Source organism: Bradyrhizobium glycinis, assembly GCF_016031655.1.
Lineage (GTDB): Bacteria > Pseudomonadota > Alphaproteobacteria > Rhizobiales > Xanthobacteraceae > Bradyrhizobium > Bradyrhizobium glycinis.
The window spans coordinates 60,510-86,437 of the sequence record NZ_JACCHQ010000008.1 but is presented as its reverse complement, the minus strand read 5'-3'; the positions used below and the strand labels follow the sequence as shown (position 1 = coordinate 86,437).

The following is a 25,928-nucleotide window of genomic DNA, read 5'->3' as shown; positions in this document are numbered from 1 at the left end:
GCGCGCTCCCACCTGATGATCCCCTGACAACCGGAGATACCATGCTGCGCTGCTGTGTTCTGGCAACGATCAGCCTGCTCGTGTCCACGAGCGTCCTCCACGCGCAGACGCCGCCGAGCCCTCCGCCCGCAGCCGAGGCACCACCGGTCGAAGCTATGGAAGAGCCGCAGGTCGGCGACCACTGGACCTACGAGGTGCGCGACGAGATCACGGGCGATCTCAAATCGACGATGACCCATACCATCACCGACGTCTCGGCGACCGAGATCAGCATCAGGTTCGAGACCCTTGGCAAGCCCGGTTTCGGCTATCAGACCTACGACCGGTCCTGGAACGTCATCAATAACGGCGCGTGGCGCTTCACGCCAAACGACGGCACGGGTATCCGCATGCCGCTGGCGGTCGGCAAGTCCTGGACGTTCAAGTCCAGCGACTCCAGCACGGCCGGTGTCAGCCTGAAGCGCTCGGGCACCTCGAAGGTCACGGCCAGGGAGAACATCACCACCCGCGCCGGCACTTTCGAGGCCTACAAGATCGAGACGTCGATCGAGATGCGAAATACCAACGATGCCACCAGGAAATCCCGGGCTGAGCTGCAGGCCTGGTACGTGCCCGAAATCAACCATTGGGTGAAGCGCACGTATGTCAGTAGGTCGGATGGCAGGGTTCGCGAGCGGAGCGCGCTCGAAATGATCGAATACGGTCGCCGCTAACCTCGGACGCCAAGGCGCCGTGAACAACCGAAACTGCTGGGGAAAACGCTGATGTCTCGTTACGCGGCCGCGATGATCGCTTGTCTGCTTGCCGGCAACACCGTGGCATGGGCGGCAAACGATCCGCCGCCGGCCGCGGCTGCGGATACAAAGCCGGTCATGGCCATGGAGCAGCCGCTGCAAGGTGATTTCTGGACGTACGAGGTGCGGGACGAAATCAGCGGCAAGGTCAGCTCGATCCGCACGCATATGGTCACCGAGGTCGCGCCGAGCGAGATCAGCATCCGCACCACCATCGAAGGCAAGGATACCGAGATCCTGAGCGTCTACGATCGATCTTGGAATCTGAAGGACAACGGCGAGTGGAAGTATCAGCCGGGCGATGGCTCGGGCATTCATTCGCCGCTGAAGACCGGCGATAGCTGGAATATCTCCGCCGACGACGTCAACACCAGCAAGGGCTTCATCTGGAAACGCTCGGGCCGCTCGAGGGTCGTCGGCCAGGAGGCCATCACCACCCGCGCCGGCACGTTCGAGACGTACAGGATCGAAACGGCCCTCTCGAGACGCCCGACCAACGACCGGAGCCGCAAGCAGGACATCACGATCGTGACCTGGTACGCCCCTGCCATTGACCATTGGGTGAAGAAGACCTTTGTGTCGCGAGAGAACGGCCACCTGCGGATCAATAATGTTCTCGAAGTCGTGGCGTACGGCCGCAAAGGCTAGACTAGGCCCACGGGGCCTCGACCTGCCGGTCGCAATGGCCTAACCAGCGGTCATGACACCCCCCTCACCCTGGCGCGCGACGGTGCTGACGCTGTTCCCGGAGATGTTTCCCGGGCCGCTCGGCGTGAGCCTCGCCGGCCGGGCGCTCGCATCCGGGCTCTGGCAACTCGAGGCGCGGGACATCCGGGCCTCCGCCACTGACCGCCACCGCAGCGTCGACGACACGCCGGCCGGCGGCGGGCCGGGCATGGTGCTGCGGGCCGATGTTCTGGCCGCGGCCATCGATGCAACCGGGATCGGGCCTGAGCGGCCGCGCCTCCTGATGAGCCCCCGGGGTCGGCCATTGACCCAGACGCGCGTCACCGAGCTCGCCCGGGGGCCCGGCCCCCTGATCGTCTGCGGACGGTTCGAGGGGGTGGACCAGCGGGTGATCGACGGACGCGGCCTGGAGGAGGTCTCGATCGGCGATTACGTGCTGTCCGGGGGCGAAATCGCAGCCCTCGCCCTGATCGACGCCTGCGTCCGGCTGCTGCCGGGGGTGATGGGCAAGGAGGCCTCGGGAACCGAGGAGAGTTTTTCGGACGGCCTGCTGGAGTATCCCCAATACACCCGCCCGCAGCTGTTCGAGGGGGTTCCGATCCCGGCCATCCTCACCTCCGGCGACCACGCCAAGGTGGCGGCCTGGCGCCGGGCCGAATCCGAGGCCCTGACGGCCGCCCGTCGCCCGGATTTGTGGGAAAAGGCCGCGAATCGGGGGAGCGGCCAAAAAACGCCAAAAAACAAGACAGACGGGTGACAAACGCTCCGGCTTGCCTTATAGGAGCGGCCAAATCCGCAATGGCTGGATAGACGAATTCACGCAGCCCCCGTTTCTTAAAGGCTGGGCGCGCCGATGGAGATTTACCCATGAACCTGATCAAGCAGCTCGAGCAGGAGCAATTCGACAAGCTGTCCGCCGGCAAGGACATCCCGGAATTCGCCCCCGGCGACACCGTGATCGTCAACGTGAAGGTGGTCGAAGGCGACCGCACGCGCGTGCAGGCCTATGAGGGCGTCTGCATCGGCCGTTCCGGCGGTGGCCTCAACGAGAGCTTCACCGTGCGCAAGATCTCCTATGGCGAGGGCGTCGAGCGCGTGTTCCCGCTGCTCTCCCCGATGATCGACTCGATCAAGGTGGTGCGCCGCGGCAAGGTGCGTCGCGCCAAGCTGTATTACCTCCGCAACCTGCGCGGCAAGTCGGCCCGCATCGTCGAGAAGCAGGACCGCGCTGCTGCCGTCGGCGAGTAAGTTTTCGCCACCAGGCAAGTCTTTCGAAAGCGCGGGGCTCGGCTCCGCGCTTTTTTGTTTGGCCCTGCTGTCATTGCGAGGAGCCCTTGCGACGAAGCAATCCAGACTGTCTCCGCGGATGCATTCCTGGATTGCTTCGCTGCGCTCGCAATGACGGTACCGCTAGGCTCTCGCGCTTTAGCTTCCGCGTGCTATATAGCTCCTAGAATGTTTCCAGATCTGACCAGCTTCGCCCGCATCCAGCGCATCGTGATCGACGATCGCTCGCGGCTGCCTGGCCGGTTCTTCGGACGCTTCGCGACCTCGGCAACGTCAGAGCTTAGCCGCGCAGCCTGAAAGCTGCGCTGACGATTTTGTTGCCCGCGCGGCCTGCCGCGCTCATCGCTGACACACATTCTCCGGAGCTCAAGCTCATGTCCAAGCCGACCACCCTGTACGACAAGATCTGGAACGACCATCTGGTGCACGAAGCCGAGGACGGCACCTGCCTGATCTACATCGATCGCCACCTGGTGCACGAGGTGACCTCGCCGCAGGCGTTCGAAGGCCTGCGCGCCACGGGGCGCAAGGTCCACGCGCCCGAGAAGACGCTCGCCGTCGTCGATCACAACGTACCGACCACCGACCGCACCAAGCCGAATCCCGATCCTGAAAGCATCGAGCAGATCAAGGCGCTGGCCGAGAACGCCAGGGAATTCGGCATCGAATATTACAACGAGTTCGACAAGCGTCAGGGCATCGTCCATGTCATCGGCCCCGAGCAGGGTTTTACGCTGCCCGGCACCACCATCGTCTGCGGTGACAGCCACACCTCGACGCATGGCGCGTTCGGCGCGCTCGCCCACGGCATCGGCACCAGCGAGGTCGAGCACGTGCTGGCGACGCAGACGCTGATCCAGAAGAAGGCCAAGAACATGCGCGTCACCGTCGACGGCAAATTGCCCGACGGCGTGACGGGCAAGGACATCATCCTGGCCATCATCGGCGAGATCGGCACCGCGGGCGGCACCGGCTACGTGCTGGAATATGCGGGCGAAGCGATCCGCGCGCTCTCGATGGAAGGCCGTATGACGGTCTGCAACATGTCGATCGAAGGCGGCGCGCGCGCCGGCCTGGTTGCGCCCGACCAGAAGGCGTTCGACTTCCTGCGCGATCGTCCGAAAGCGCCGAAGGGCGCGGCCTGGGATGCGGCGATGCGCTACTGGGAGAAGCTGCGTTCCGACGAGGGCGCGCATTTCGACCACGAGCTGCGCCTCGATGCTGCAAAGCTGCCGCCGATCGTGACCTGGGGCACCTCGCCTGAAGACGTAATCTCGGTGACCGGTATCGTGCCCGACCCCGACAAGATCGAGGACGAGGCCAAGCGCATCTCCAAGCATCGCGCGCTGAAATATATGGGCCTGACCGCGGGGACCAAGATCACCGACATCAAGCTCGACCGCGTCTTCATCGGCTCCTGCACCAACGGCCGCATCGAGGATTTGCGCGCGGCAGCGAAGATCGCGGAAGGCAAAACCGTGTCGGCGAACGTCAACGCCATGGTCGTGCCGGGCTCCGGCATCGTGAAGGAGCAGGCGGAAGCCGAGGGCCTGGACAAGATCTTCATCAAGGCCGGTTTCGAATGGCGCGAGCCGGGCTGCTCGATGTGCCTTGCCATGAACCCGGACAAGCTGAAGCCGGAAGAGCGCTGCGCCTCGACCTCGAACCGCAATTTCGAGGGCCGCCAGGGCTTCAAGGGCCGTACCCATCTGGTGTCGCCGGCGATGGCGGCAGCGGCGGCGATCGCGGGTCACTTCGTCGACGTCAGGGACTGGCGCTAGGCCGGTTCCTGCAATTGTAGCGATCGCGGCAAAGCGTCGTTAATCGGCGGCGCCGACGATGTCCTCGCGACGGTTTCGCGAGGACACGTCATGGCCAACAAGCCGGAATATGTCGATCTCATCAGCGAGGCCACGCGCCAGCATCGGCGGCGCGCGCCGCCATTGCGCATCGTCGCCAAGCCGGAGGTCGAGGAGACCTCCAAGCTCAGCCGCTGGCCACCGGCGATGTTTCGGCAGTGGAAGCTCGAGAATCTGATGCGGTGGAAGGCTTCATCGTGGAAGCTGAAGGATTGGCTCTAACCAGTCTCGCCGTCATGCCCGGGCTCGTCCCGGGCATCCACGAATTCTCTGCGCAAGCCCCAAGGACGTGGATGGCCGGGACAAGCCCGGCCATGACGAATGCAGAGCCAGCAATTCACCCACATCACCAATAGTACCGGTACGGATAGTGCCAGCGGGGCCAGCGGCAGACGCGGCGCGGGCCGTCATAGGTCCAGATGATCCGGCAGCGGCGCGGATAGTGATAGTAGGGATAATAGCCGCCGACATAATAGCGACGGTGGAAGTGACGATAGCCGTAATGGGGGCGATAGCCCCAGTGGTGGTGATGGCCGCCGTAGTGACGGAAGCCGCCGTAGCGAAAGCCACCGCCGTGAAAGCCGCCGATATGCCCGCCGCCACTGCGGAAACCGCCGCCGTGAAAATGCCCGCCGCCACCATGTCCGCCGTGCCCGCCATGGCGAACCTGCGTGACGAGATCGTCGGTCGCGGCCTTCGTCACCGGCGACGCCGCCGGATTAATCAAGGTGAGCGCTTCAGCGCGACGCGCGCTGCCGGCAGACAGCATCAGCGCCGCGGCGGCCGCAAGCCCGAGCAGGCGCACCGGGCCAGCCCGACGATCCAATATCCTCAGCATGGAATCCTCCCTGAATCCGGACGGCAGAGCCGCGACGTCTCGGCCGCGCCATTGCCGTTCAATTGCGGTCGCTCCCGGGATTAAGTTGCGGACAGCGATGTGAACGCGCCATGAATGAACGACACGCGGCGCCGCGATGCGACGCCGTGCCACGACGAAAGGAATTTTTGCAGATGACTGTCTACGCCATTGCGCAATTGAAGATGACGGACCGCGCCGCCTATGACCGCTATCAGGCGCGGTTCTTCGACGTGTTCAGGAAGTTCAATGGCCGTCTGCTCGCCGCCGACGAACAGCCGCGCGTGCTCGAAGGCGCCTGGCCGCATGACAAGCTTGTCATGATGTCGTTCCCCGACGAGGCCGCATTCCTCGCCTTCTCGACCTCGCCCGATTACCAAGAGATCTCGCGCGATCGCAAGGCGGGTGCGCAGGCGACGGTGCTGCTGGTGAAGGGATTTACGCCAGCGGTCTAAGGCGGCGCCTTACCAGAAGGGCCCGTAGCTGAAGACGAAGGGTGCGGGCACGCCGTAGGGATAGGGACGGTAATGGACGGGCCGCGCGTAGTAGCGCGGATCACGGCGTACGGCAGGCCGCGCGATGTCATAGCGCGCGTGTCGTCGCACATCGAACACTGCGATCCCCGCCGACGCCTCTGGGATCGTCGCCCTTGGCGCGGCGGACGCGCGAGGCAGTCCGGCAGCAAGCGCGACGGCAATGGCTAATGCGATCCATCTCGCCATCACGACCCTACCGCGGAGCTCGCTGGCGCGGGCATCGACGGCGTCAGCCCCGCCGCCAGTAGCAGCTCACGCGCGGCACGATCACCGTGCCGCTCGGCCGGTACTCCTGCACATAGGTGGCGTTGCAGACGCGGACCGCGTCCGGGCCGGGATTGTAGCGGGGATAGACGCCGTCCGGGCTGTAATAGGGCGTGACGCGCAGGCGCGGCCGCTTGCGCGGCGGGGGGATATCGTCCGGCGAGACCAGTTGGGCCATCCGGATTCCGGAACTGGCGGTCTGCGCCTCGGCACCGACGCAAAACTGCGAAAACAACCCCATGCACAGTAGAGTCAGCGCTGTTTTCGCTCGCATTTTCCGCCCACCTGAGACGTCCCATTGACGGCCCCACGCTCCCCGTTTTGGCGGCGCCCGTCAACCTCGCCGCGTTTATAATGCGGGATGCATCGCCGCGGAACCCGCGGTATGAGGGTCTCATGTGGACGGAATTGAAAGCGCCCTCGCTCGCCGAGATGGAAGCGATGGCTCACGACGTGTTCGAGCGCCTGCCGGGGGAATTTCGCAAGCTTTGCGAGGGCGTCATCGTCCGCGTCGAGGACTTCCCGCCCGAGGAGGTCCTGGACGAGATGGACTGCGAGAGCGAGTTCGACCTGCTCGGCCTGTTCCAGGGCGTCGGCCTGCCCCAGCAGAGCTTTGGCGACGTGGCACGGCTGCCCAACATGGTCTGGCTCTACCGCCGCCCGATCCTGGACTATTGGGCCGAGCACGACGAAAGCCTCGGCCACATCGTCCGCCACGTCCTGATCCACGAGATCGGCCACCATTTTGGTCTTTCGGACGAGGATATGGCCGCGATCGAGGCTAAGGCGGAGTAATGGGCGCCGAGCGGGAGGTGCGCTCCCTCCCCCGCTTGCGGGGGAGGGTTGGGGAGAGGGTGTCTCCCCGATGGGACAATCCCCCAGAGGAAAGAGCCCTCACCCGCGCCTTCGGCGCGACCTCTCCCGCACGCGGGAGAGGTAAGGGCAGCCCTGCCCATTTCGGCCTAGGATTTCGGGCCCGATCGCGATAAATACGCCTTCCCTGAACCAGAAAGCGCAACCATGGACAAGTTCACCACGCTGGAAGGCGTCGCGGCGCCGCTGAAGATCATCAATGTCGACACCGACATGATCATTCCGAAGCAGTACCTCAAGACCATCAAGCGCACCGGCCTTGGCAAGGGGCTCTTCTCCGAGCAGCGCTACAAGGACGACGGCAGCGAGAATCCGGACTTCGTGCTCAACCAGCCCGCCTATCGCAATGCGAAGGTGCTTGTGGCCGGCGACAATTTCGGCTGCGGCTCGAGCCGCGAGCACGCGCCCTGGGCGCTGCTCGACTTCGGTATCCGCTGCGTGATCTCGACCTCGTTCGGCGACATCTTCTACAACAATTGCTTCAAGAACGGCATTCTGCCGATCCGCGTGTCGCAGGAAGACCTCGACAAGCTGTTCGACGACGCCGAGCGCGGCGCCAATGCGACGCTGACGATCGATCTGCCGAACCAGGAGATCCGCGGCCCCGACGGCGGCAAGGTCAAGTTTGAGATCGACCCGTTCCGCAAGCACTGCCTGATCAACGGCCTCGACGACATCGGCCTCACCATGGAGAAGAAGGCCTCGATCGACTCTTACGAGGACAAGCTCAAGCGCGAACGCGCCTGGGCCTGATCGCAAGTTTTGTTTGAGCCCCGGTGCCGCAAGCGCCGGGGCTTTTTCTTTGCCTCCCGTATAGCTGCACACATGCTGCCCGAGATCGTCACCTTCTGGCATGGCCCGATGGATACGCTGCGCCAGACCTGTCTGCGCTCGCAGCTGGCTGCCGGGCACAAGGTCACGGTCTACAGCTTTGATCCCATTCCCGGGCTGCCGGCCGGCGTCGCGAATGCCGAGGCCGAGGCGATCCTGCCGCATGCGTTCTCCGAACGCTTGCGCCCGCCGCAGCCGGACGGCAGCTGGCGCGACTGGACCATTCTGCAGTTCAGCGATTTCTTCCGCATGAAGCTGATGGCGAAGAATCTCGGCCTTTGGCTCGACGCCGACGTGCTGCTGCTCAAGCCCGTCGAGATCGATCCGGCAAAGCCATATTTCGCCTGGGAGCGGCCGCGCCAGCTCGGCAATTCCGTGCTCTATCTGCCGCCCGAGCACGGCATCGTGCGCGCGTTCGAAGAGCTGATGGAGCAGGAGGAGCTGACGCCGAACTGGCTGTCCGTGCGCCATCGCATTACTTTCATGATGCGGCGCCTGCGCGGCGGCTCGAACCGGCTCTCGGATATTCGCGTCGCGATCTACGGGCCCGCGGCACTCACTGCACTGGCGCGGCGCACCGGGGAGCTGCAGAACGCGTTGCCGAAGCAATCATTCTATGCGGTGCATGCCGAGCCAAAACTGTTCTTCGATCCCTCGAGCTATCTCGGCCTCGTCACCAACCCCGAGATCATCGGCCTGCACATCTCGCCCAAGGGACGTGGCGGCGAGAAGCCGATCCCCGGCAGCCTGTATGCGTGGGCGGCGGAGCGGTTTAGGTAGCTCTCCTTTACCTTGAACAATCACATAGCAGCGCAAGAGGTCGTCATGCCCGGGCTTGTCCCGGGCATCCACGTTCTTTGCACTGCGCAGCAAGGCGTGGATGGCCGGGTCAAGCCCGGCCATGACGACGTGGAAGGACTTGCGCTCTCCCTGCGATCAAATCGTGCCCGTCCCGGACACGCTGCAGCGCGTCCGGGACACGAGAGCCATGTCCTTACCGCTCTTCCTGTTTGATCCAGCGCAACGCACCCCTGCATCATTGTGCTTATCTCGCTCCAATTCCGCTCGTCCGAATGGAGCTTTCCATGAGCACCGCAACCAGGCCCTATCCCATTGTCCAGGATCTCATCGAGTTCTTCGCGAACTGGGTGAAGCACCGCCGCGAGATCAACGAGATGCGGCAGCTCGACCGCGCCGATTTCGACCGGATCGCCAATGATCTCAGGATCGCGCCCGACGATCTGGAGGAGCTGGTTCGTCACGGCCGCCACGCCGCCGACGAGCTGCCGAAGATGCTCGAGCAGCTCGGCATCAGCGCCGATGCGCTCGGCCGCGCGCAGCCGCTGCTGCTGCGCGACCTCGAGCGGGTCTGCTCGCTCTGCAATCACAAGGTACAGTGCGACCGCGACCTCGCTGACGGCACCGCCGCGGAGAACTATCACGGCTATTGCGCCAACGCCTCGACGCTGGAGACGCTCGAGCGTGCCGAACACGCGACGCGGTGAGGCGGCGCGGAAGATTTCGCCCACGGCGCTGCCTTGGATCTGGGCATGGTCTGCTGTACGGCTGATAGCGGCGATAGCAGATGTCTTCAGAGGTCAGCGCCGGGCCAAGGGCAGACGCACGCGTTGCCGCTACGATCATTGGTCGATCACTTCGCGGGCACTTCGCGAGCGGCAAAGATCTCGAATAGTATGATGTATGCAAGACCTGTTTGCGCGACGACAGGTCTCCGCAATTGTCCGCGCTTGATCTCGACGAGTGGCTCTGTTTGGATGGTTGTCCTTTCGGCAATTCGTATTTCGGATAATCATGGCAAATGAAATAGCTCGATACCGTCGTTCATTGGGTGTTCGTTCACAAGTAAGCATCGGGACCGTTCACCGCGCGGGAATCGGGAATCGGCTACTGGCAGCGTTGCCGCCGGCGGATCTCGCCTTGCTCACGCCCCACTTCCAAACGGTCTCGTTCGAACCCGATGCCGTCCTGGTGCGATCGGGCGATGAGCTCGACCCGGTCTATTTTCCCCACAGGGGCGCAATCGCCTTCATGCTCGATATGCCGGACGGGCAAACGGTCGCGACCACCTTGATGGGACGGGAAGGCGCTTTGGCCTCGTTCTCCGTGCTCGGCCCATCGCCTTCATCCGTGACCGCCATTGCCCGCATAGCCGGAACTGCATCGGTGATTTCCGCCGCCAAATTTCGCGCTGCCCATGCGCAAAGCGCAGCCATCAGGAACGTCGTGCAGGTCCACGCCCGCGCGGTGTTATTGCAGCTCCAGCACGTAGCCGCTTGCAACGCGCTGCACCGGGTGGATGGCCGCATGGCGCGATGGCTCCTGCAGCTTCACGACCGCGTGCCCGATGACCGGCTTCCGGTGACGCAGGAGGCGCTTGCGCAACTGCTTGGGGTGCGACGGACGACAGTAACTCTGACGATGAGCAAGCTACGCGAGGTCGGCGCGGTCCCGGCCGACCGGCGCGGGTTTCTAGAGATCGATCGGACGCGGCTCGAGAAGGTCGCATGCGATTGTTATGCGCTCATGCAGCGCACGATCGATCGTATGTATTGCGAGGAATTGGCCACAGCGTCCCCGGCTCCTGGCGAACAGAAGATTGCCGTTTGTCGCGGAAAAGCGGATATCGCTTTTTCGAGTTGACGCCTCAGCCCTTCCCCATCGCCGCGATCGCGTCCGCAATCGCGATGGTGCGCCGGGCCATGTCGGCGTGCAGGCGCTCCACCATCGCACCGTCCAGGCGGATCGCGCCGCGCGAGACGTTCTCCGGCAGTTCGAACGCGGCGATGATTTTTCGCGCGCGGGCGACTTCCTCTTCCGGCGGGGTGAAGATGGCGTTGCAGGCGTCGATCTGGGAAGGGTGGATCAGCGTCTTGCCGTCGAAGCCGAGGTCGCGGCCCTGCGCGCATTCGGTGGCGAATCCGTCGGAATTGGCGATGTCGCTGTAGGGGCCGTCGAGGATCTCGAGGCCGTGGGCGCGGCTCGCCAGGATGCAATGGGTGATCATCGGGATCATCGCGGCGCGGCCCGGTAGCATCCTGATCCGCGTCTCGCGCGAGATGTCGTTCGGGCCGAACACGAAGCCCGAGAGGCGGCGCGAGGGATCGCGCCCCGCCGCGGCCAGTTCCTCGGCGTGCAGCACGGCGCGCGCGGTCTCGATCATGGCCCAGACCTTCACGGTCGGCGCGGCGCCGAGCTCGGCCAGCTTGCGGCCGATGGCGTCGAGATCCTCGACGCTCGAGACTTTTGGAACCAGGATGCCGTCCGGTGAGGCCTTGGCGGCCATGGCGACGTCATCTGGCCACCAGGGCGTGTCGAGGCCGTTGGTCCGGATCAGGACCTCGCGCCTGCCAAAACCCTTTTCGGCGATCGCCGCCGCAATGCCGTCCCGCGCCGCCGCCTTGGCCTCAGGAGCAACGGAATCCTCGAGGTCGAGGATCAGGCCGTCGGCGGCGAGATTGCGCGCTTTTTCCAGCGCGCGCGGGTTGGACCCGGGCATGAACAGATGGCTGCGGCGCGGGCGGGTCATGCTGGCGTTCCTTCCTGGTCTATCGTCCCCCAGCCGATAGCATTTGGCCTGCCCATTCGAAAGGCTTGTCGGCTTTGGCGGTATGTGATTAGGCATGGGCCATGACGACATTCCCGAAGCACTTGCTGGAAGGCTACAAGGCCTTCGCCACCCAGCGGCTGCCGACCGAGCAGAACCGCTACCGCGAGCTCTCGGTCAAAGGGCAGTCGCCTGAGACTATGGTGATCGGCTGCTGCGACTCCCGGGTCTCCCCCGAGGTGATCTTCGACGCGGGGCCGGGCGAGCTCTTCGTCGTCCGCAACATCGCCAATCTGGTGCCGACTTATCAGCCTGACGAAGGCGCGCACGGCGTCTCGGCAGCGCTGGAGTTTGCGGTGACGGTGCTGAAGGTGAAGCACATCGTAGTGCTCGGCCACGCCCAATGCGGCGGCATCCGCGCCTTCATCGACAAGATCGAGCCGCTCACGCCCGGCGACTTCATCGGCCGCTGGATGCAGATGTTCATCAAGCCGGGCGAGGTGGTCGAGCAGCGCGAGCACGAGACCATGGCGCAATTCGTCGAGCGCATCGAGAAGGCCGCCGTGTTCCGCAGCCTGGAAAACCTGATGACCTTCCCGTTCGTCCGCAAAGCCGTGGAGAGCGGCCAGATGCAGACCCACGGCGCCTATTTCGGCGTGGCGGAGGGATCGCTGTTCGTGCTGGACAAGGCGGCCAAGGAATTCAGGAACGCGCGCGAGGGATAGCCCGCGGGCCGGTCGGCAGCGCGGCTTGTCCGCAAGGCGCGCGCGCTTGCTCACCTGACGAAATAGGGCATATCGGGGGACTGCAAATCGTGCGTGACGAATGGCGGACAGGCGCCTGGTTCGCTAGAGTGCCGTCCATTCGCCACTCGCCCTTTGCTGTTTCATGCTGATTCTTGCCATCGATACTGCGCTCGAAGCCTGCGCGGCCGCCGTTCTCGACACCGATGCCGGCGAGCTGCTCGCGCGGGAATCGCAGCTGATGAAGCGCGGCCATGCCGAGGCGCTGATGCCGATGATCGCGCGCGTGATGCAATCGGCCAGCCTCGCCTTCACCTCGCTCGATCGCATCGCCGTCACCGTCGGGCCCGGCAGCTTCACCGGCCTACGCGTCGGCATCTCGGCGGCGCGCGGCCTTGCGCTGGCGGCGAAACGGCCGGCGGTCGGGCTGACGACGCTGTCGGCCTATGCCGCTGGCGTCGTCGGCCAGAGCAGAACGGCGCCGGTGCTCTCCGCGATCGATGCGCGGCACGACCACGTCTATTTCCAGATCGTCGCCGGCGACGGCAGCCAGCTGGTGCGCCCCTGTGTCGCCTCCATCGATGCGGCGATCGCGGCCTCGCAATTCGGTGCGCCGCATCTGGTCGGCAATGCCGCCGGGATCCTCGCCGATCGCTGGCCGAAGGACGGACCGCAACCTGTCGCGGTCGACGCGCAGCCCGCGCCCGACATCAGTTGGGTCGCCTGGCTCGGCGCGGCGGCCAATCCCGACACTAATCCGGCGCGGCCGTTCTATCTGAAAGCGCCCGACGCCAAGCCGGCGGCCCAGACGCCGCTCGCAGCACAAGCCGCGACCTCATGATGGGATGGCTGTCGGAGTGGTGGCGCGGCGGCACCGCCGCCGTCGAGCCCGCGACCATGCGCGATGCCGCGCGCCTCGCGCAGCTGCACGGCGCCTCCTTCGCGCACGGCTGGGGCGAAAGCGAGTTCGAGCGCATGATGAGCGAGCGCAACACGCTGGTGCATCGCTTGCGGCTCGGCCGCAAGACGATCGGCTTTGCGGTGTCGCGAATCGGCGCGGACGAAGCGGAAATTCTCTCGATTGCGGTGGACGGGGCTTATCGTGGCCGCGGCCTCTCCCGCACGCTGCTGATGACCCATCTCGGCCACCTCGCCGGGCGCGGCGTGCGCACCATATTTCTGGAAGTGGAGGAGAACAACGAGCCGGCGCGGCGGCTTTACGATCGAGCCGGATTCGTGGTGGTCGGGCGCCGCGATCGCTACTATAAGCAGGCCAGCGGGGAACAATTGAACGCCCTTCTGATGCGACGTGACTTGTCGTAACATCGGTGGCAGAAAGCGCCCGCCAGGCAGACAACGCTATGACCATACTGAAACATTCTTCTGCATCCAAGGCGTCCGATATCGAGGCGCGCTGCGCCGCAACGGGCATGCGCATGACCGAGCAGCGCCGCGTCATCGCCCGCGTGCTGGCGGAAGCGATCGATCATCCCGACGTCGAGGAACTGTACCGGCGCTGCGTTGCGGTCGATGACAAGATCTCGATCTCGACGGTCTATCGCACCGTGAAACTGTTCGAGGACGCCGGCATCATCGAGCGCCACGATTTCCGCGAAGGCCGCGCGCGCTACGAACAGATGCGCGACAGCCACCACGACCACCTGATCAATCTGCGCGACGGCAAGGTGATCGAGTTCACCTCCGAGGAGATCGAGAAGCTGCAGGCCGAGATCGCCCGCAAGCTCGGCTATCGCCTGGTCGACCACCGGCTCGAGCTCTATTGCGTCCCGCTCGACGACGACAAGCCGACGAATTGAGGAACCTATCTTTCGTCGCCCTCTCTTCACCTCTCCCCGTTGGGGAGAGGTCGATTTGCTCCCGGCGATGCGAAGCATCGTCCGGTGCAAATCGGGTGAAGGGCCTCGGGTCCCACGAGAGAGCAGATCCCCTCACCCGGCGCTTCGCCATAGCCGAAGCTTTGCTTCGGCGTTTTTCAGAACGGCCGCCAAAGGCGGCCTACGCCTCTCCCTCCGGGAGAAGTGATACCGCCCGCATCGCGCCAGATCGTCTCAACCTCACCACACACTGAAATGCCCATCGACCTCATCATCTTCGATTGCGACGGCGTGCTCGTGGACAGCGAGGTGATCTCCTGTCGCGCGCATGCCGATGTGCTGACGCGGCACGGCTATCCGATCACCTCGGAGCAGGTGTTCGCGCGCTTCCTTGGCCGCTCGACAAAGCAGGCCAATCTGGAGATCGAGACCGAGCTCGGCCGCAAGCTGCCGGAGGCCTATCACGGCGATCTCCAGGACGATCTGTTTCGTTCGTTCGAAGCCGACCTCGAAGCGATCCGCGGCATCCACGATGTGCTCGATGTCGTCACGCAAGCCGTCTGCGTCGCCTCGAGCGGCTCGCATCAGCGCATGCGCGTGAGCCTCGGGCGCACCGGGCTGTACGAGCGCCTCGCGCCGAACATCTTCTCGGCCTCGCAGGTGAAGAACGGCAAGCCGGCGCCGGATCTGTTTCTGTTCGCGGCGAGCCAAATGGGCGTGCCGCCCGAGCACTGCGTCGTGATCGAGGACAGCCTGGCCGGCATCGCCGGCGCCCGGGCTGCCGGCATGACCGTATTCGGCTTTTACGGGGGCAGCCATTGCCGGGACGGCTATGCCGAGACGCTGCGCCAGGCCGGCGCCGACCTGCTCTTTGCCGACATGCATCAGCTGCCGGCGCTGGTCCGGCGGGTCGAGGCGGACGCCGTGGCGGGCTGATTGTTGCCCCGGACCGTCATTCCGGGGCACGCGCGACGCGCGTGAAGGGCGGAATCTCGCAGTAAAACCTCTGGATTCCGGGGTTCGAGACTGTGTCGCGCCCCGGAATGACAGGCGGAAATGGCTCCATTCGCTGGATTTTCGGCCCTCCAGCCTATATCTGAGGGCCGTCCTCCATCTCCATTTCGGGTTCCATGACGCCGCCGCGCAAGCTGCACATCAAATCATATGGCTGCCAGATGAACGTCTACGATGCCCAGCGCATGGTGGACACGCTGGCCCCGGAAGGATTCGTGGAGACGGCGAGCGCGGAGGATGCCGACCTCGTCATCCTCAACACCTGCCATATCCGCGAGAAGGCCTCGGAGAAGGTCTATTCCGAGCTCGGCCGCCTGCGCGTCGCCAAGGACGAGGCTGCGCGTGCAGGCCGCGCGATGAAAATCGCGGTGGCTGGCTGCGTGGCACAGGCCGAGGGCGAGGAGATCGTGCGCCGGGCACCTGTCGTCGACGTCGTGGTGGGCCCGCAGAGCTATCATCACCTGCCGGAGCTGTTGAAGCGCGCCGACGACCAAGGCCGCGCGATCGAGACCGAGTTTCCCGCCGCCGACAAGTTCGGCTTCCTGGCTCAGCCGAAGCCGGACGCGATCCGCGCGCGCGGCATTTCCGCCTTCGTCACGGTGCAGGAAGGCTGCGACAAGTTCTGCACCTTCTGCGTCGTGCCCTATACGCGCGGCGCCGAAGTCTCGCGCCCGGTGGCGAAGATCGTCGAGGACGTGAAGCGTCTCGCCGAGAACGGCGTGCGCGAGCTCACGCTGATCGGGCAGAACGTCAACGCCTATCATGGCGAGGGGCCGGACGGAAAAACCTGGCCGCTCGGCCGGCTGCTCGAACATCTGGCGACGATTCCGGGTATCGCGCGGCTGCGCTATTCGACCAGCCATCCGCGCGACGTCGACGAAAGCCTGATCGCGGCCCATCGCGATCTCGGTGCCCTGATGCCGTTCGTGCACCTGCCGGTGCAGTCGGGCTCGGACCGCATTTTGGCGGCCATGAACCGCAAACATACCGCCGATGATTACCGGCGGGTCATCGACCGTTTTCGTACCGCACGCCAAGACATTGCTTTTTCATCGGATTTCATCGTCGGCTTCCCCGGCGAGAGCGAGCAAGATTTTCTCGCCACCCTCGCGCTTGTCACGCAAATCGGCTACGCTGCGGCCTATTCGTTCAAATACTCCGCCCGGCCGGGAACGCCGGCTGCGGACATGCAGGAGACGGTGTCCCCCGCCGAGATGGACCAGCGATTGGAGCGGCTCCAGGAACTGATCGACAGCCAGCAATCGGCCTTCAACAAGGCCGCGATTGGCTCAACGGTCGACGTGCTGTTCGAGCGTCCGGCGCGCAAGGAGGGCCAGATCGTGGGCCGCACCGCCTACCTCCAGCCCGCCCATGTGATGGCCCCGCCCGACATCATCGGACGCATCCTGCCTGTTAGAATCGACAGCCTCGAGCGCTACAGTTTTCTCGGCGAGCTCGTGACGCAGCGCAAGACGCGCGAGCCCGCTTTATCGCAAGCCAGTGGAGCCTGAACCCTTGCCCAAAAGCGCATCGGATTCGTCTTCGTTCGCTCCCAGCCGCAAATTTGACCGCGACATGCAAGTTCCGCCCGAGACCCAGGTCGTCATCGACTTCGACGACAATCGCGCCGCTTCCGCGCTGGTCGGCCCGTACGGCCAGCACCTGGCGCAGATCGAGCGGCGGCTGGGGGTGGTGGTCGATTCCAAGGGCAACCACATCACGATCGGCGGCACCCGCGACGGCTGCGACGCCGCGCGCCGGGTGCTGGAGATGCTCTACACGCAGGCCGTCAAGGGGCAGGATCTCGACCAGGGCGAGGTGGAGGGCGCGATCCGCGCCGTGATCGCCCAGGGCTCGCTGTTCGAGTTCGACGCCAAATCGGCCAAGTCGACCTTCGACAGCATCAACCTGCGCAAGCGCCCGGTGCGGGCGCGCACCGCCGCGCAGGATTCCTACATCCGCGCGCTGAAGCGGCACGAGCTGGTGTTCGGCATCGGCCCGGCCGGCACCGGCAAGACCTGGCTCGCGGTCGCCCATGCGGCGCAGCTATTCGAGCGCAAGGAGGTCGACCGCATCATCCTGTCGCGTCCGGCGGTGGAAGCCGGCGAGCGGCTCGGCTTTTTGCCCGGCGATCTCCGCGAAAAGGTCGATCCTTATCTGCGGCCGATCTATGATGCGCTCTACGACCTCATGGATGCACGCATCGTGGAGCGCGCGCTGCAGACCGGCGAGATCGAGATCGCGCCGCTCGCCTTCATGCGCGGCCGCACGCTCACCAACGCCGCCATCATCCTGGACGAGGCCCAGAACACCACGTCGATGCAGATGAAGATGTTCCTGACGCGTCTCGGCGAGAACAGCCGCATGATCGTGACGGGCGATCCCTCGCAGATCGACCTGCCGAACGGCCAGACCTCGGGCCTGGCCGAGGCGACCCGCCTCCTGAACGGCGTCGAGGGCATCGCCCAGGTTCATTTCAAGGCGGAGGACGTGATCCGCCACGAGCTCGTGGCGCGGATCGTCGCTGCCTACGAAGGGCCGCCGCAGCGGCCGGCTACCGGTCAATCCTGACGAGGCAACACCGGACCAAGGAGGGCGCGAGCGCGGCGCCCCTCGTCCGAGACAACACAATGTCCCATTCCAACCGTCCCATGACCGAGGTCCTCGTCGTCGCCGATTGCTGGCAGCGCGAGCCCGATTCCGAAGCCGTGATCCAGCGCGCACTGGCGGCTGCCGCCGAGAACGTCGAGGAAGACGTTGCCGACGCGGAAGTGGCCGTGATGCTGACCGATGATGCCGGCATCCGCACGCTCAACAGCAACTGGCGCGGCATCGACAAGCCGACCAACGTGCTGTCGTTCCCCGCGCTCCAGCCGGAGGGCGCGTGGAAGGTAGGCGATGCGCCACGCATGCTCGGCGACATCGCGATCGCTTACGAGACCATGCGGCGCGAGGCGGACGAAGAACACAAGCCGTTCGACCATCATCTGAGCCACCTCGCCGTGCACGGCTTCCTGCACCTGATCGGCTACGACCACGAGAACGACGACGACGCCGAGGAGATGGAAGCGCTCGAAACGGAGATCCTCGCCCATCTCGGCATCCCCGATCCCTATGCCGACCGCCCGGGGACGCACTGAGATGCCGGATTCCGAGCCTATCCACGACAATCCCCGCACCACGGCCAATCTGCCGGCCGTGGTGACGCCGGGCGAGGTGCTGCGCCCGAGCGCGGAAAGCTGGCTGCTGCGCGCCATCCGCACGCTGTTCGGCTGGAAGGCAGGGTCGGTGCGCGACGACCTCCAGGTCGTGCTCGACGCCTCGACGCCCGACGACACCGGCTTCTCCGCGGTCGAGCGCACCATGCTGCGCAACATCCTCGGCTTGCACGAGCGCCGCATCGCCGACGTCATGGTGCATCGCGCCGACATCGTCGCGGTGAAGCGCGACATCCCGCTCGGGGAATTGATGGACCGCTTCGAGAGCGCCGGCCATTCCCGCCTCGTGGTCTTCAACGAAACGCTCGACGATCCCGTCGGCATCGTCCACATCCGCGACCTGCTCGCCTTCATGACCGCGCGCGCCCGCGTGTCGGAAGCCACCAAGACCAAGCGCAAGAAGCCGCTGCCGGCCGGGCTCGATTTGCGCGCGGTGGATCTCGCGCTGCCGCTTCACGAGGCGCACATCATCCGCAAGCTGCTCTACGTGCCGCCGTCGATGCGGGCGATCGACCTGCTCGCGCAGATGCAGGCCTCGCGCATCCATCTGGCGCTGGTGGTCGACGAATATGGCGGCAGCGACGGGCTGGTCTCGATCGAGGACATCGTCGAGCAGATCGTCGGCGAGATCGACGACGAGCACGACAGCGACGAGCCGCCCTCGATCGTGCGCCTGCCCGACAACGCCTTCATCGCCGACGCCCGCGCCAGCCTCGACGACGTCCGTTCGGTGATCGGCGAGGATTTCGTCACCGGCGAGGCCGGCGAGGAGGTGGAGACGCTGGGCGGCTATCTCGTCAGCTTCGTCGGGCGCCTGCCGGTGCGCGGCGAGGTGATCTCTGGCCCCGGCAATTACGAGGTCGAAGTGCTCGATGCCGATCCGCGCCGCGTCAAGCGGCTGCGTATCGCAACGCGGAAGGAACGCCCGGCGCCCCGCACCCAGCGCGAGAGCCGGCGGCGTGAAGCCACGCCGGAGAGCGGACAAGCGCCGGCCAGCGACACGCCGACATCGCCACCGCGCGACGGGGCCGCCTCGCAGTGAGCCCATCGCAGCGCCTTCGGCAAATTGCGCTTGCCATCATCCTCACCTGGGGATGGCAGCGCGCAATCGTCGCCATGGCCGCCGGAGCGCTGTCGGTGTTGGCGCTGGCGCCGTTCAACCTCTTTCCGGTGCTGTTCGTCACCTTCCCGGTGCTGGTCTGGCTGATCGACGGCGCCGGGGCCGGCCGCTACGGCGGCGTGCCCGGCGCCGCCTTGACCGGCTACTGGTTCGGGCTCGGCTATTTCGTGCCCGGCCTCTACTGGATCGGCTACGCCTTCTTCGTCGAGGCCGACACATTCGCCTGGCTGACGCCGTTCGCGGTGCTGGGCCTGCCGGCCTATCTCGCGATCTTCACGGCAATCGGCTTTGCGCTGGCGCGCCTGCTCTGGAGCAAGAACGCCACGCGTGTCCTGGCGCTCGCAGCGAGCCTCACCATTAGCGAATGGCTGCGCGGCCATGCGCTGACCGGCTTTCCCTGGAACACGTTCGGCTATGCGCTGTCCGAGCCATTGCCGCTGGCGCAGACGGCCTCGCTGGTCGGCCTGTGGGGCATGACGTTCCTGACCATTGCGATCTTCGCGAGCCCGGCGACGCTGATCGACCCCACGCCAGATCGGCGCCTGAAATGGCGGGTGCCGGCCGCGGCCGTCGCGGCCCTGCTTGTCATGAGCATCTTCGGCGCAATCCGCCTGTCGCTGCACCCGACCACGACCCTATCCGGCGCCAAGCTGCGCCTGATGCAGCCCAACCTGCAGCAGGACGCGAAATTCAACTACGCCGCCAAGCCGGAGGTAATGAAGAAGTACCTCGCGCTGTCGGACCGCGCCTCCGGTCCGCAATCGACCGGCGTGCGCGATGCCACCATCCTGATCTGGCCGGAATCCGCCTTCCCGTTCTTCCTGACCCGCGAAGCCGACGCGATGGCGCAAATCGCTGATCTCTTGCCGAAGGGCACGGTGCTGATCACGGGATCGGTCCGCGCGCCCGATGTGCCGCGGGGCACGCCGATCACGCGGGCCTACAACTCGATCTACGTGATCGATCACGACGGTAGCGTGCTCGCCGTGTACGACAAGCTGCATCTGGTCCCGTTCGGAGAATTTCTTCCCTATCAGTCGTTGATGGAGAAGCTCGGCTTCGAGCAACTGACGCGTGTGCGCGGCGGCTTCATTCCAGGCACCGTGCGGCATGCGCTGCCGGTCGCCGGCGCGCCGCCCGCACTGCCGCTGATCTGCTACGAGGCGATCTTTCCGGGCGAAGTGGCCGGACGCAACGAACGTCCGGGCTGGATCGTGAACCTCACCAATGACGGCTGGTTCGGCATCTCGACCGGTCCCTACCAGCACCTGGAGCAGTCGCGGATGCGCGCGGTCGAGCTCGGATTGCCGCTGGTCCGCTCGGCCAATACCGGCATCTCCGCAGTGATCGATCCGGTCGGCCGCACCACTGCGAGCCTCGGTCTCGGCCTCGAAGGCATTTTGGACGCGCGCCTGCCGGCCGCGATCCCACCGACCGTTTATGCACGGTTGGGTGATGCGCCCGCAGCCATGCTCGTCGCGGTGGCCGTGCTGTTGGCGGTCCGCCGACGAACAGGCAAACGCAAGCCCTGATCGCACCGCCGCCGCAGCGGCCGGGAATCCTTTGACAACCGTAGTCCCACGGTTGACAGACTGCACGCGGGCTCCCCATTCTGCATCGGCTGCAAAAGACAGTGGTACATTGCTAAATTTCTCCGCAATGTTTCCCAATAAGAGGGTTTGATTTTGACGATGCTGCACCCGAGGCATGCTGATCATTGCGCCGAAGGTGGTGTTTGGAGGGCTGAGGAAATGTCGAAAGCGCCCAACCCTGTTGACAAATATGTCGGCAGTCGCGTGCGCATGCGCCGCATCATGTTGGGCATGAGCCAGGAAAAGCTCGGCGAAGCTTTGGGCCTGACTTTCCAGCAGATTCAGAAGTACGAGAAGGGCACCAACCGGGTCGGCGCGAGCCGCATCCAGCAGATCGCGGAGATTCTGCAGGTGCCGGTATCCTTCCTGTTCGAGGGCGGCCCGAGCGGCGTGCCGGGACCGGAAGGCTTCAGCGAAGGCGCCTCGCCCTCTTACGTCTCGGACTTTCTCGCCACCTCCGAAGGGCTCGCTTTGACCAAGGCGTTCACGCGAATCACTGATTCGAAGATGCGCCGCTCGATCGTTGATCTCGTCGAGCAGATTGCGGCCCGCGAAGGTCCCGACAAGCGCTGAAGCTCATGTCCACCGCGATTTGAGACTGCATCAAATCTGGCCTATGTCGTCATTGACGACCGCGCTTTGATGCGCGTCCGCTTTGATGATGCGATTTAAAGGCACAGATGCGTCCATGACCGGCTCCAATTGGTTCGATTCGCAAACTATTCTCGATGGCATCCGCCGCTGGGTGGAGATCGAGACGCCGACGGAAGCACCTGAACAGGTCAACAAGCTGGTCTCCGTCGTCGCGGAGCAATACCGCGACCTGCCGGTCACGCTGGAACGCATCGCGGGCACGGACGGCTGCGGCGATCATCTCGTGGTGCGCACGAATTGGGGGCAGGATCAGCCGGGCATCCTGGTGCTGAGCCATCTCGATACCGTCCATCCCATCGGCTTCATCGAGCGCCTGCCGTTCAAGGTCGAAGGCGACGTCGCGTTCGGTCCGGGCATCTACGACATGAAGGGCGGCGCCTACATTGCCCACCACGCCTTCCGCGCGCTTTGCGCGACGGGCGATCGCTCCCCGCTCGGCATCACCCATCTGTTCACGTCCGACGAGGAGATCGGTAGCCCGACCTCGCGTGCGCTGATCGAGCAGGAAGGGCGCAGAGCCAAATATGTGCTGGTGACCGAGCCGGCGCGCGACGGCGGCAAGATCGTCACCGCACGCAAGGGCGTCGGACGCTTCCGGGTGTTCATCAAGGGCGTGCCCGCGCATGCCGGCTCGCGGCCCGAAGACGGCCGCAGCGCCGTCCGCGAACTCGGCAACGTCATCCTGGCGCTGGAAGGGATGAACGATCTGACGCGCGGCGTGACCGTCAATGTCGGCGTGGTGCGCGGCGGCACGCGCCCCAACGTCACGCCCGAGGATGCTTATGCGGAAGTCGATCTGCGCGTCGTGAGCCTCAAGGACGCAGACGAGTTCGTCGGCAAGATCCTCGGGCTGAGATCGAAGACGGACGGCGTCACCGTCGCTGTCACCGGCGAGCTCAACCGGCCGCCTTACGAGAAGAGCAATGCAGGCGCCTCGCTGTACGAGCATGCCAGGGCGCTCGCCAGCGAGATCGGCTTCGAGCTGATCGACACCCACACCGGCGGCGGCTCGGACGGCAATTTCACCGCCCCGCACACCGCGACCCTGGATGGGCTCGGCGTCGACGGCAAGGGTGCACACACCCATTATGAGCAGCTCTATGTCTCCTCGCTGGCGCCGCGCGCGCGGCTGCTCCATCGGCTTTATCAGACGCTGCGATGAGCGAACGTAAGTCGACCCCCGACCGCAACGACAGCGAGCGCGCCTTCTTCGGGCGCCGCAAGGGCCACAAGCTGAGGCAACACCAGGCCGGCTTGATCGAGCAGCTGCTGCCGCATCTTGCCCTCGACATCGACCGCGAGGCGCCGGCGGACGCCCGCGACATCTTCGATCCCGCAAGCAACGACGTCAGGCTCGAGATCGGCTTCGGCGGCGGCGAGCATCTTGCGGCCGAGGCGCAGAACTTTCCCGCCACCGGCTTCATCGGCTGCGAGCCTTATGTCAACGGGATGGCCAAGATCCTCGCGCAGATCGAGGCGGCCAACATCAGCAACATCCGCCTGTTCGCGGGCGATGCCGCCGAGCTGCTCGCTTGGCTGCCCAGGGAGTCGCTGTCGCGGATCGACCTGATCCATCCCGATCCCTGGCCGAAGCGGCGCCACTGGAAGCGGCGCTTTGTCCAGGACCGGACCATCGCGGCGATGGCGCGCGTGCTCAAGCCGAACGGCGAATTCCGCTTCGTCTGCGACATCGACGATTACTGCGCCTGGACCTTGTCGCATCTTGCGCGCTCGCCCGATTTCGTCTGGCTCGCCGAACGCGCCGACGATTTCCGGCAGCCATGGCCGGGCTACACCATGACGCGCTACGGCCGAAAGGCCGCGCGCGAAGGGCGCAAGGCGGCTTATCTGCGGTTTAGGCGGGTGTAGCTTTTTCGCACAATCCATCCGCATTCGTCATGCCCGGGCTTGTCCCGGGCATCCACGCACTTTCTTCCCGTGGCACGAAGAACGTGGATGGCCGGGACAAGCCCAGCCATGACGATGAGACCTGAACTTTGATTAGATCGTCTGCCGGTTGCGCCAGAAATTCACGACGCGTTCGGCGGTCGTCGGCATCAGGCGCGTGAAGTTGATGCGGGCGGTCTCGATGTCGGCATCGGCCGGCGTGCGGTTCGAGCCGTACCAGAGCAGGATCAGCGCGCGCACCGTGGGCCAGCCGAGGTTCAGCACGTGGCCGAGGATCAGCAGCGGATCGTAGCGGTCGCCGGCGATCAGGCGGTCGAGGACCTGGAGGCGAACGCCCGACATCGCCGAGAGCGCGGCGACCGATTCCTCGTATTTGTGCGCCTTGGCGAAACCGAGCAGCGCGCTCTCGCCGAGATGGCCCTCGCGATTCAAGGTCAGCACTGTGCGCTGTGCCGCGGAGAAATCGCGGCGCGGGCCCGGGGGCAGCGCAGCCTCCTCGATCGCCGCCATCGCGCGCTTGATCTCGGCCTGGCGTGCGGGATTGACCACGGTGGAGAGGCGGCGGCGGATGACGTCCAGCGTCCCGTCCAGCAGCTGCTTCAAGTGCTCGCCGGAAAGGTCGTTGCGCTGGCCGATCTTCAGCGTCAGCACGCCGTCCTGCGCCGCGCGCTTGATCATCTCGGAATAGCTGGCTGGCGAGAACATCGCACCGGCATTGGCGGCGGCACGGCGCACCACGTCGCGATCGCCGCGCTCGACCAACACGTCGGTAACGGCGGGAGACAAAGCGGGACGCTCCGTCATCGCCAGAAGATGGCCCTGGCCCTTTAGGCGCGCGATCTCGACCAGCGCCGCGTCGTCGAGCACGGGCGAGCGGCGCAGCACCGGGCCGGCCACCATGATCTCGTTCTCGCGCGCGAGCTGATTGACGAGGTGTGGCGGCGCATTATCGAGACGCGAGAAGCGCTCGGCCAGATCGACGCGCGATGCGAGCTCGGCATGCGGCACGAGATCGATCAGGAGATTGTCGAACAGATCGATCAACTCGGGGCGGAGCTTGTCCGCATCCCGGAAGAACAATTGGGAGATGGCACGCGCGATCTCGCCGCGGCGGCGCGGATCGCCGCGCTTGACGATATCGTCCAGTCCAGGAATGAGCGACGTGGCAACGGTCATGAAAACGCAACTCGAACGGGGCACGCCGCGGGTGCGCCCTTGGTCCAAGCCGCCCCACAATCGGGGAATCTAGGCCTGCTTGATGAAGGAAGCGTTGCGCAGGGTCCGCAGGACGCGCGCAAAAAGGCCCCGTTCCCGCTGCAATGGGCCTTGTCCAGGGGGTGGGAAAGCGCTATATCAGCGCCAATTCATCTTCTCATACGATCCGCGTAGTGAGAGTGGGCCCGCAAGGACCCGCTCTTTTTTATTACCTGAACGCGGCTTGGCGGGAGATGCCCCCGACGCGTCGTCGGGAAAGTTCCGAAGCGGGCGTTGAAATCGCAACCAAGCCTTAACCATCGAGCGCTCTGACCCTGGATATGACCGAACCGAACCCTGGTTCCACGGATGCCGAATTGCTGGCCGAGCCGCGGCTCGTGGTCGAGCCCGGCGTCGCGGCACGGGTGTCGGCGGTGGCCACTCCCGTGCTGCAGGGTATGGGCTACCGGCTGGTCCGGATCCGCATTTCCGGCGAAGCCGGCTGCACCGTGCAGATCATGGCCGAGCGGCCGGACGGCTCGATGCAGATCGAGGATTGCGAGGCGATCTCGCGGGCCCTGTCGCCCGTGCTCGACGTCGCCGATCCCATCGACCGCGCCTATCGCCTCGAGATCTCCTCGCCGGGAATTGACCGCCCGCTGGTCCGCCGCTCCGATTTCGAGCGCTATTCCGGGCATCTGGTGAAGATCGAGATGGCGGTCGCGCATGAGGGGCGGAAGCGCTTCCGCGGCACGCTCGGTGCGGTCGAGGGCGATCGCGTGCATCTGCATCGCGACGATGCCAAGGCTGGCGACGATGCCGACGTTCTCCTGACGATGGAGGATATCGGCGAGGCCCGGCTGGTTCTGACCGACGAGCTGATCGCCGAATCCATGCGCCGCGGCAAGGCCGAGGCGCGCGAGATGCGGCGCAATCTCGGTCTGGAGCCGCCGCAGGCACCGCACGCCAGGATCAGCGAGAAGACCACCAAGAACACCAAGCCGAAGAAGAAGCCGGCCCCGACCAACACGAAGAAACATCGCCTTGCCGCCGAACGCGCGCGGCGCGGCGAGATCGAGCCTGACCAAGGAGACTAGC

Annotated in this window: 30 protein-coding genes; 26 read left to right on the top strand and 4 right to left on the bottom strand. The window is 65.2% G+C overall.

The annotated features are described in order from the left end of the window. Positions 1-41: 41 nt before the first annotated feature. The 6 genes from HZZ16_RS14075 to HZZ16_RS14050 all read left to right on the top strand — a co-directional run bounded on the left by HZZ16_RS14075 (position 42) and on the right by HZZ16_RS14050 (position 4,849). Entirely contained in the window at positions 42-713 is a 672-nt protein-coding gene (locus tag HZZ16_RS14075; RefSeq protein ID WP_197949045.1) for a TapB family protein, read from the top strand. A 51-nt stretch (positions 714-764) separates the two neighbouring features. Beyond that, the gene (locus HZZ16_RS14070) at positions 765-1,442 is read left to right on the top strand and encodes a hypothetical protein (RefSeq protein ID WP_197949044.1); all 678 of its coding nucleotides are present in this window, start codon (positions 765-767) and stop codon (positions 1,440-1,442) included. A 52-nt stretch (positions 1,443-1,494) separates the two neighbouring features. Further along, positions 1,495-2,238 (top strand): tRNA (guanosine(37)-N1)-methyltransferase TrmD, encoded by a 744-nt coding sequence (trmD, locus tag HZZ16_RS14065; protein WP_197949043.1) that lies wholly within the window; start codon positions 1,495-1,497, stop codon positions 2,236-2,238. Between the two features lie 110 nt (positions 2,239-2,348). Continuing rightward, positions 2,349-2,729 carry a 50S ribosomal protein L19 gene (gene rplS, locus HZZ16_RS14060; protein ID WP_036008895.1) on the top strand — a complete coding sequence of 127 codons (381 nt, stop codon included), beginning with the start codon at positions 2,349-2,351 and terminating at the stop codon, positions 2,727-2,729. Positions 2,730-3,142: 413 nt separating this feature from the next. Then, positions 3,143-4,549, top strand: coding sequence for a 3-isopropylmalate dehydratase large subunit (gene leuC / locus HZZ16_RS14055; RefSeq protein ID WP_197949042.1), 1,407 nt, complete (start codon positions 3,143-3,145; stop codon positions 4,547-4,549). A gap of 90 nt (positions 4,550-4,639) precedes the next feature. After that, positions 4,640-4,849: a hypothetical protein gene (locus tag HZZ16_RS14050; RefSeq protein ID WP_197949041.1), complete on the top strand. Its 210-nt coding sequence runs from the start codon at positions 4,640-4,642 to the stop codon at positions 4,847-4,849. A 124-nt stretch (positions 4,850-4,973) separates the two neighbouring features. Here HZZ16_RS14050 and HZZ16_RS14045 read toward each other — a convergent pair whose 3' ends face one another. Continuing rightward, a complete protein-coding gene (locus HZZ16_RS14045; protein WP_197949040.1) occupies positions 4,974-5,465 on the bottom strand; it encodes a hypothetical protein in 492 nt (163 codons plus the stop codon). Positions 5,466-5,638: 173 nt separating this feature from the next. Here HZZ16_RS14045 and HZZ16_RS14040 point away from each other — a divergent pair, with 173 nt between their 5' ends. Further along, entirely contained in the window at positions 5,639-5,938 is a 300-nt protein-coding gene (locus tag HZZ16_RS14040) for a DUF1330 domain-containing protein (protein ID WP_197949039.1), read from the top strand. 310 nt (positions 5,939-6,248) lie between these two features. On the opposite strand, the gene HZZ16_RS14035 is transcribed toward HZZ16_RS14040, so the two are convergent. Further along, a complete protein-coding gene (locus tag HZZ16_RS14035) occupies positions 6,249-6,524 on the bottom strand; it encodes a hypothetical protein (protein WP_197949271.1) in 276 nt (91 codons plus the stop codon). A 155-nt stretch (positions 6,525-6,679) separates the two neighbouring features. Here HZZ16_RS14035 and HZZ16_RS14030 point away from each other — a divergent pair, with 155 nt between their 5' ends. The 5 genes from HZZ16_RS14030 to HZZ16_RS14010 all read left to right on the top strand — a co-directional run bounded on the left by HZZ16_RS14030 (position 6,680) and on the right by HZZ16_RS14010 (position 10,648). After that, positions 6,680-7,078, top strand: coding sequence for a metallopeptidase family protein (locus HZZ16_RS14030; RefSeq protein WP_197949038.1), 399 nt, complete (start codon positions 6,680-6,682; stop codon positions 7,076-7,078). Positions 7,079-7,303: 225 nt separating this feature from the next. After that, the gene (gene leuD, locus HZZ16_RS14025) at positions 7,304-7,909 is read left to right on the top strand and encodes a 3-isopropylmalate dehydratase small subunit (protein WP_027573022.1); all 606 of its coding nucleotides are present in this window, start codon (positions 7,304-7,306) and stop codon (positions 7,907-7,909) included. Between the two features lie 72 nt (positions 7,910-7,981). Beyond that, the gene (locus HZZ16_RS14020) at positions 7,982-8,767 is read left to right on the top strand and encodes a glycosyltransferase family 32 protein (RefSeq protein WP_197949037.1); all 786 of its coding nucleotides are present in this window, start codon (positions 7,982-7,984) and stop codon (positions 8,765-8,767) included. 305 nt (positions 8,768-9,072) lie between these two features. After that, on the top strand, positions 9,073-9,492 hold the full coding sequence (locus HZZ16_RS14015; protein WP_197949036.1) for a hypothetical protein: 420 nt from the start codon (positions 9,073-9,075) through the stop codon (positions 9,490-9,492). A gap of 307 nt (positions 9,493-9,799) precedes the next feature. Then, positions 9,800-10,648: a Crp/Fnr family transcriptional regulator gene (locus HZZ16_RS14010; RefSeq protein ID WP_376707569.1), complete on the top strand. Its 849-nt coding sequence runs from the start codon at positions 9,800-9,802 to the stop codon at positions 10,646-10,648. Positions 10,649-10,652: 4 nt separating this feature from the next. On the opposite strand, the gene HZZ16_RS14005 is transcribed toward HZZ16_RS14010, so the two are convergent. Then, the gene (locus tag HZZ16_RS14005; RefSeq protein ID WP_197949035.1) at positions 10,653-11,534 is read right to left on the bottom strand and encodes an HpcH/HpaI aldolase/citrate lyase family protein; all 882 of its coding nucleotides are present in this window, start codon (positions 11,532-11,534) and stop codon (positions 10,653-10,655) included. A 101-nt stretch (positions 11,535-11,635) separates the two neighbouring features. On the opposite strand from HZZ16_RS14005, the gene HZZ16_RS14000 reads away from it, so the two are divergent. The 13 genes from HZZ16_RS14000 (at position 11,636) to trmB (ending at position 23,597) form a co-directional block, all read left to right on the top strand. Then, the gene (locus HZZ16_RS14000) at positions 11,636-12,277 is read left to right on the top strand and encodes a carbonic anhydrase (protein ID WP_197949034.1); all 642 of its coding nucleotides are present in this window, start codon (positions 11,636-11,638) and stop codon (positions 12,275-12,277) included. Between the two features lie 163 nt (positions 12,278-12,440). Then, a complete protein-coding gene (gene tsaB, locus HZZ16_RS13995; protein WP_197949033.1) occupies positions 12,441-13,136 on the top strand; it encodes a tRNA (adenosine(37)-N6)-threonylcarbamoyltransferase complex dimerization subunit type 1 TsaB in 696 nt (231 codons plus the stop codon). Then, a complete protein-coding gene (gene rimI, locus HZZ16_RS13990; protein WP_197949032.1) occupies positions 13,133-13,618 on the top strand; it encodes a ribosomal protein S18-alanine N-acetyltransferase in 486 nt (161 codons plus the stop codon). Before tsaB ends, rimI begins: the two co-directional genes overlap by 4 nt. A gap of 38 nt (positions 13,619-13,656) precedes the next feature. Continuing rightward, entirely contained in the window at positions 13,657-14,112 is a 456-nt protein-coding gene (locus tag HZZ16_RS13985) for a Fur family transcriptional regulator (protein ID WP_197949031.1), read from the top strand. A gap of 273 nt (positions 14,113-14,385) precedes the next feature. After that, on the top strand, positions 14,386-15,066 hold the full coding sequence (locus HZZ16_RS13980) for an HAD family hydrolase (RefSeq protein WP_197949030.1): 681 nt from the start codon (positions 14,386-14,388) through the stop codon (positions 15,064-15,066). A gap of 194 nt (positions 15,067-15,260) precedes the next feature. Further along, complete coding sequence (gene miaB, locus HZZ16_RS13975) at positions 15,261-16,655, top strand: tRNA (N6-isopentenyl adenosine(37)-C2)-methylthiotransferase MiaB (RefSeq protein ID WP_197949029.1); 1,395 nt, start codon at positions 15,261-15,263, stop codon at positions 16,653-16,655. A gap of 64 nt (positions 16,656-16,719) precedes the next feature. Beyond that, the gene (locus tag HZZ16_RS13970) at positions 16,720-17,715 is read left to right on the top strand and encodes a PhoH family protein (protein ID WP_197949028.1); all 996 of its coding nucleotides are present in this window, start codon (positions 16,720-16,722) and stop codon (positions 17,713-17,715) included. A gap of 59 nt (positions 17,716-17,774) precedes the next feature. Continuing rightward, a complete protein-coding gene (gene ybeY / locus HZZ16_RS13965; RefSeq protein WP_197949027.1) occupies positions 17,775-18,284 on the top strand; it encodes an rRNA maturation RNase YbeY in 510 nt (169 codons plus the stop codon). Between the two features lies 1 nt (position 18,285). Then, positions 18,286-19,404: a hemolysin family protein gene (locus HZZ16_RS13960; RefSeq protein ID WP_246510119.1), complete on the top strand. Its 1,119-nt coding sequence runs from the start codon at positions 18,286-18,288 to the stop codon at positions 19,402-19,404. Next, positions 19,401-21,014: an apolipoprotein N-acyltransferase gene (gene lnt / locus HZZ16_RS13955; protein ID WP_197949025.1), complete on the top strand. Its 1,614-nt coding sequence runs from the start codon at positions 19,401-19,403 to the stop codon at positions 21,012-21,014. The genes HZZ16_RS13960 and lnt overlap by 4 nt, the downstream gene beginning before the upstream one ends. A gap of 219 nt (positions 21,015-21,233) precedes the next feature. Further along, complete coding sequence (locus tag HZZ16_RS13950) at positions 21,234-21,647, top strand: helix-turn-helix domain-containing protein (protein ID WP_024338547.1); 414 nt, start codon at positions 21,234-21,236, stop codon at positions 21,645-21,647. A gap of 85 nt (positions 21,648-21,732) precedes the next feature. After that, positions 21,733-22,890 (top strand): M20 family metallopeptidase, encoded by a 1,158-nt coding sequence (locus tag HZZ16_RS13945; RefSeq protein ID WP_197949024.1) that lies wholly within the window; start codon positions 21,733-21,735, stop codon positions 22,888-22,890. Further along, entirely contained in the window at positions 22,887-23,597 is a 711-nt protein-coding gene (gene trmB / locus HZZ16_RS13940) for a tRNA (guanosine(46)-N7)-methyltransferase TrmB (protein WP_197949023.1), read from the top strand. The genes HZZ16_RS13945 and trmB overlap by 4 nt, the downstream gene beginning before the upstream one ends. 132 nt (positions 23,598-23,729) lie before the next feature. Here trmB and HZZ16_RS13935 read toward each other — a convergent pair whose 3' ends face one another. Further along, positions 23,730-24,812, bottom strand: a complete 1,083-nt coding sequence (locus tag HZZ16_RS13935; protein WP_197949022.1) for a DUF2336 domain-containing protein — start codon at positions 24,810-24,812, stop codon at positions 23,730-23,732. A 359-nt stretch (positions 24,813-25,171) separates the two neighbouring features. Between HZZ16_RS13935 and rimP the strand changes: the two genes are divergently transcribed. Next, on the top strand, positions 25,172-25,927 hold the full coding sequence (gene rimP / locus HZZ16_RS13930; RefSeq protein ID WP_197949021.1) for a ribosome maturation factor RimP: 756 nt from the start codon (positions 25,172-25,174) through the stop codon (positions 25,925-25,927). The last annotated feature ends 1 nt before the right edge of the window (position 25,928 follow it).

Bases quoted from the DNA above. Each gene is read 5' to 3' on its own strand.
- HZZ16_RS14075 (WP_197949045.1), top strand. From the start codon at position 42: ATGCTGCGCTGCTGTGTTCTGGCAACGATCAGCCTGCTCGTGTCCACG.
- HZZ16_RS14070 (WP_197949044.1), top strand. From the start codon at position 765: ATGTCTCGTTACGCGGCCGCGATGATCGCTTGTCTGCTTGCCGGCAAC.
- trmD (WP_197949043.1), top strand. From the start codon at position 1,495: ATGACACCCCCCTCACCCTGGCGCGCGACGGTGCTGACGCTGTTCCCG.
- rplS (WP_036008895.1), top strand. From the start codon at position 2,349: ATGAACCTGATCAAGCAGCTCGAGCAGGAGCAATTCGACAAGCTGTCC.
- leuC (WP_197949042.1), top strand. From the start codon at position 3,143: ATGTCCAAGCCGACCACCCTGTACGACAAGATCTGGAACGACCATCTG.
- HZZ16_RS14050 (WP_197949041.1), top strand. From the start codon at position 4,640: ATGGCCAACAAGCCGGAATATGTCGATCTCATCAGCGAGGCCACGCGC.
- HZZ16_RS14045 (WP_197949040.1), bottom strand. From the start codon at position 5,465: ATGCTGAGGATATTGGATCGTCGGGCTGGCCCGGTGCGCCTGCTCGGG.
- HZZ16_RS14040 (WP_197949039.1), top strand. From the start codon at position 5,639: ATGACTGTCTACGCCATTGCGCAATTGAAGATGACGGACCGCGCCGCC.
- HZZ16_RS14035 (WP_197949271.1), bottom strand. From the start codon at position 6,524: ATGGGGTTGTTTTCGCAGTTTTGCGTCGGTGCCGAGGCGCAGACCGCC.
- HZZ16_RS14030 (WP_197949038.1), top strand. From the start codon at position 6,680: ATGTGGACGGAATTGAAAGCGCCCTCGCTCGCCGAGATGGAAGCGATG.
- leuD (WP_027573022.1), top strand. From the start codon at position 7,304: ATGGACAAGTTCACCACGCTGGAAGGCGTCGCGGCGCCGCTGAAGATC.
- HZZ16_RS14020 (WP_197949037.1), top strand. From the start codon at position 7,982: ATGCTGCCCGAGATCGTCACCTTCTGGCATGGCCCGATGGATACGCTG.
- HZZ16_RS14015 (WP_197949036.1), top strand. From the start codon at position 9,073: ATGAGCACCGCAACCAGGCCCTATCCCATTGTCCAGGATCTCATCGAG.
- HZZ16_RS14010 (WP_376707569.1), top strand. From the start codon at position 9,800: ATGGCAAATGAAATAGCTCGATACCGTCGTTCATTGGGTGTTCGTTCA.
- HZZ16_RS14005 (WP_197949035.1), bottom strand. From the start codon at position 11,534: ATGACCCGCCCGCGCCGCAGCCATCTGTTCATGCCCGGGTCCAACCCG.
- HZZ16_RS14000 (WP_197949034.1), top strand. From the start codon at position 11,636: ATGACGACATTCCCGAAGCACTTGCTGGAAGGCTACAAGGCCTTCGCC.
- tsaB (WP_197949033.1), top strand. From the start codon at position 12,441: ATGCTGATTCTTGCCATCGATACTGCGCTCGAAGCCTGCGCGGCCGCC.
- rimI (WP_197949032.1), top strand. From the start codon at position 13,133: ATGATGGGATGGCTGTCGGAGTGGTGGCGCGGCGGCACCGCCGCCGTC.
- HZZ16_RS13985 (WP_197949031.1), top strand. From the start codon at position 13,657: ATGACCATACTGAAACATTCTTCTGCATCCAAGGCGTCCGATATCGAG.
- HZZ16_RS13980 (WP_197949030.1), top strand. From the start codon at position 14,386: ATGCCCATCGACCTCATCATCTTCGATTGCGACGGCGTGCTCGTGGAC.
- miaB (WP_197949029.1), top strand. From the start codon at position 15,261: ATGACGCCGCCGCGCAAGCTGCACATCAAATCATATGGCTGCCAGATG.
- HZZ16_RS13970 (WP_197949028.1), top strand. From the start codon at position 16,720: ATGCAAGTTCCGCCCGAGACCCAGGTCGTCATCGACTTCGACGACAAT.
- ybeY (WP_197949027.1), top strand. From the start codon at position 17,775: ATGTCCCATTCCAACCGTCCCATGACCGAGGTCCTCGTCGTCGCCGAT.
- HZZ16_RS13960 (WP_246510119.1), top strand. From the start codon at position 18,286: ATGCCGGATTCCGAGCCTATCCACGACAATCCCCGCACCACGGCCAAT.
- HZZ16_RS13950 (WP_024338547.1), top strand. From the start codon at position 21,234: ATGTCGAAAGCGCCCAACCCTGTTGACAAATATGTCGGCAGTCGCGTG.
- HZZ16_RS13945 (WP_197949024.1), top strand. From the start codon at position 21,733: ATGATGCGATTTAAAGGCACAGATGCGTCCATGACCGGCTCCAATTGG.
- trmB (WP_197949023.1), top strand. From the start codon at position 22,887: ATGAGCGAACGTAAGTCGACCCCCGACCGCAACGACAGCGAGCGCGCC.
- HZZ16_RS13935 (WP_197949022.1), bottom strand. From the start codon at position 24,812: ATGACCGTTGCCACGTCGCTCATTCCTGGACTGGACGATATCGTCAAG.
- rimP (WP_197949021.1), top strand. From the start codon at position 25,172: ATGACCGAACCGAACCCTGGTTCCACGGATGCCGAATTGCTGGCCGAG.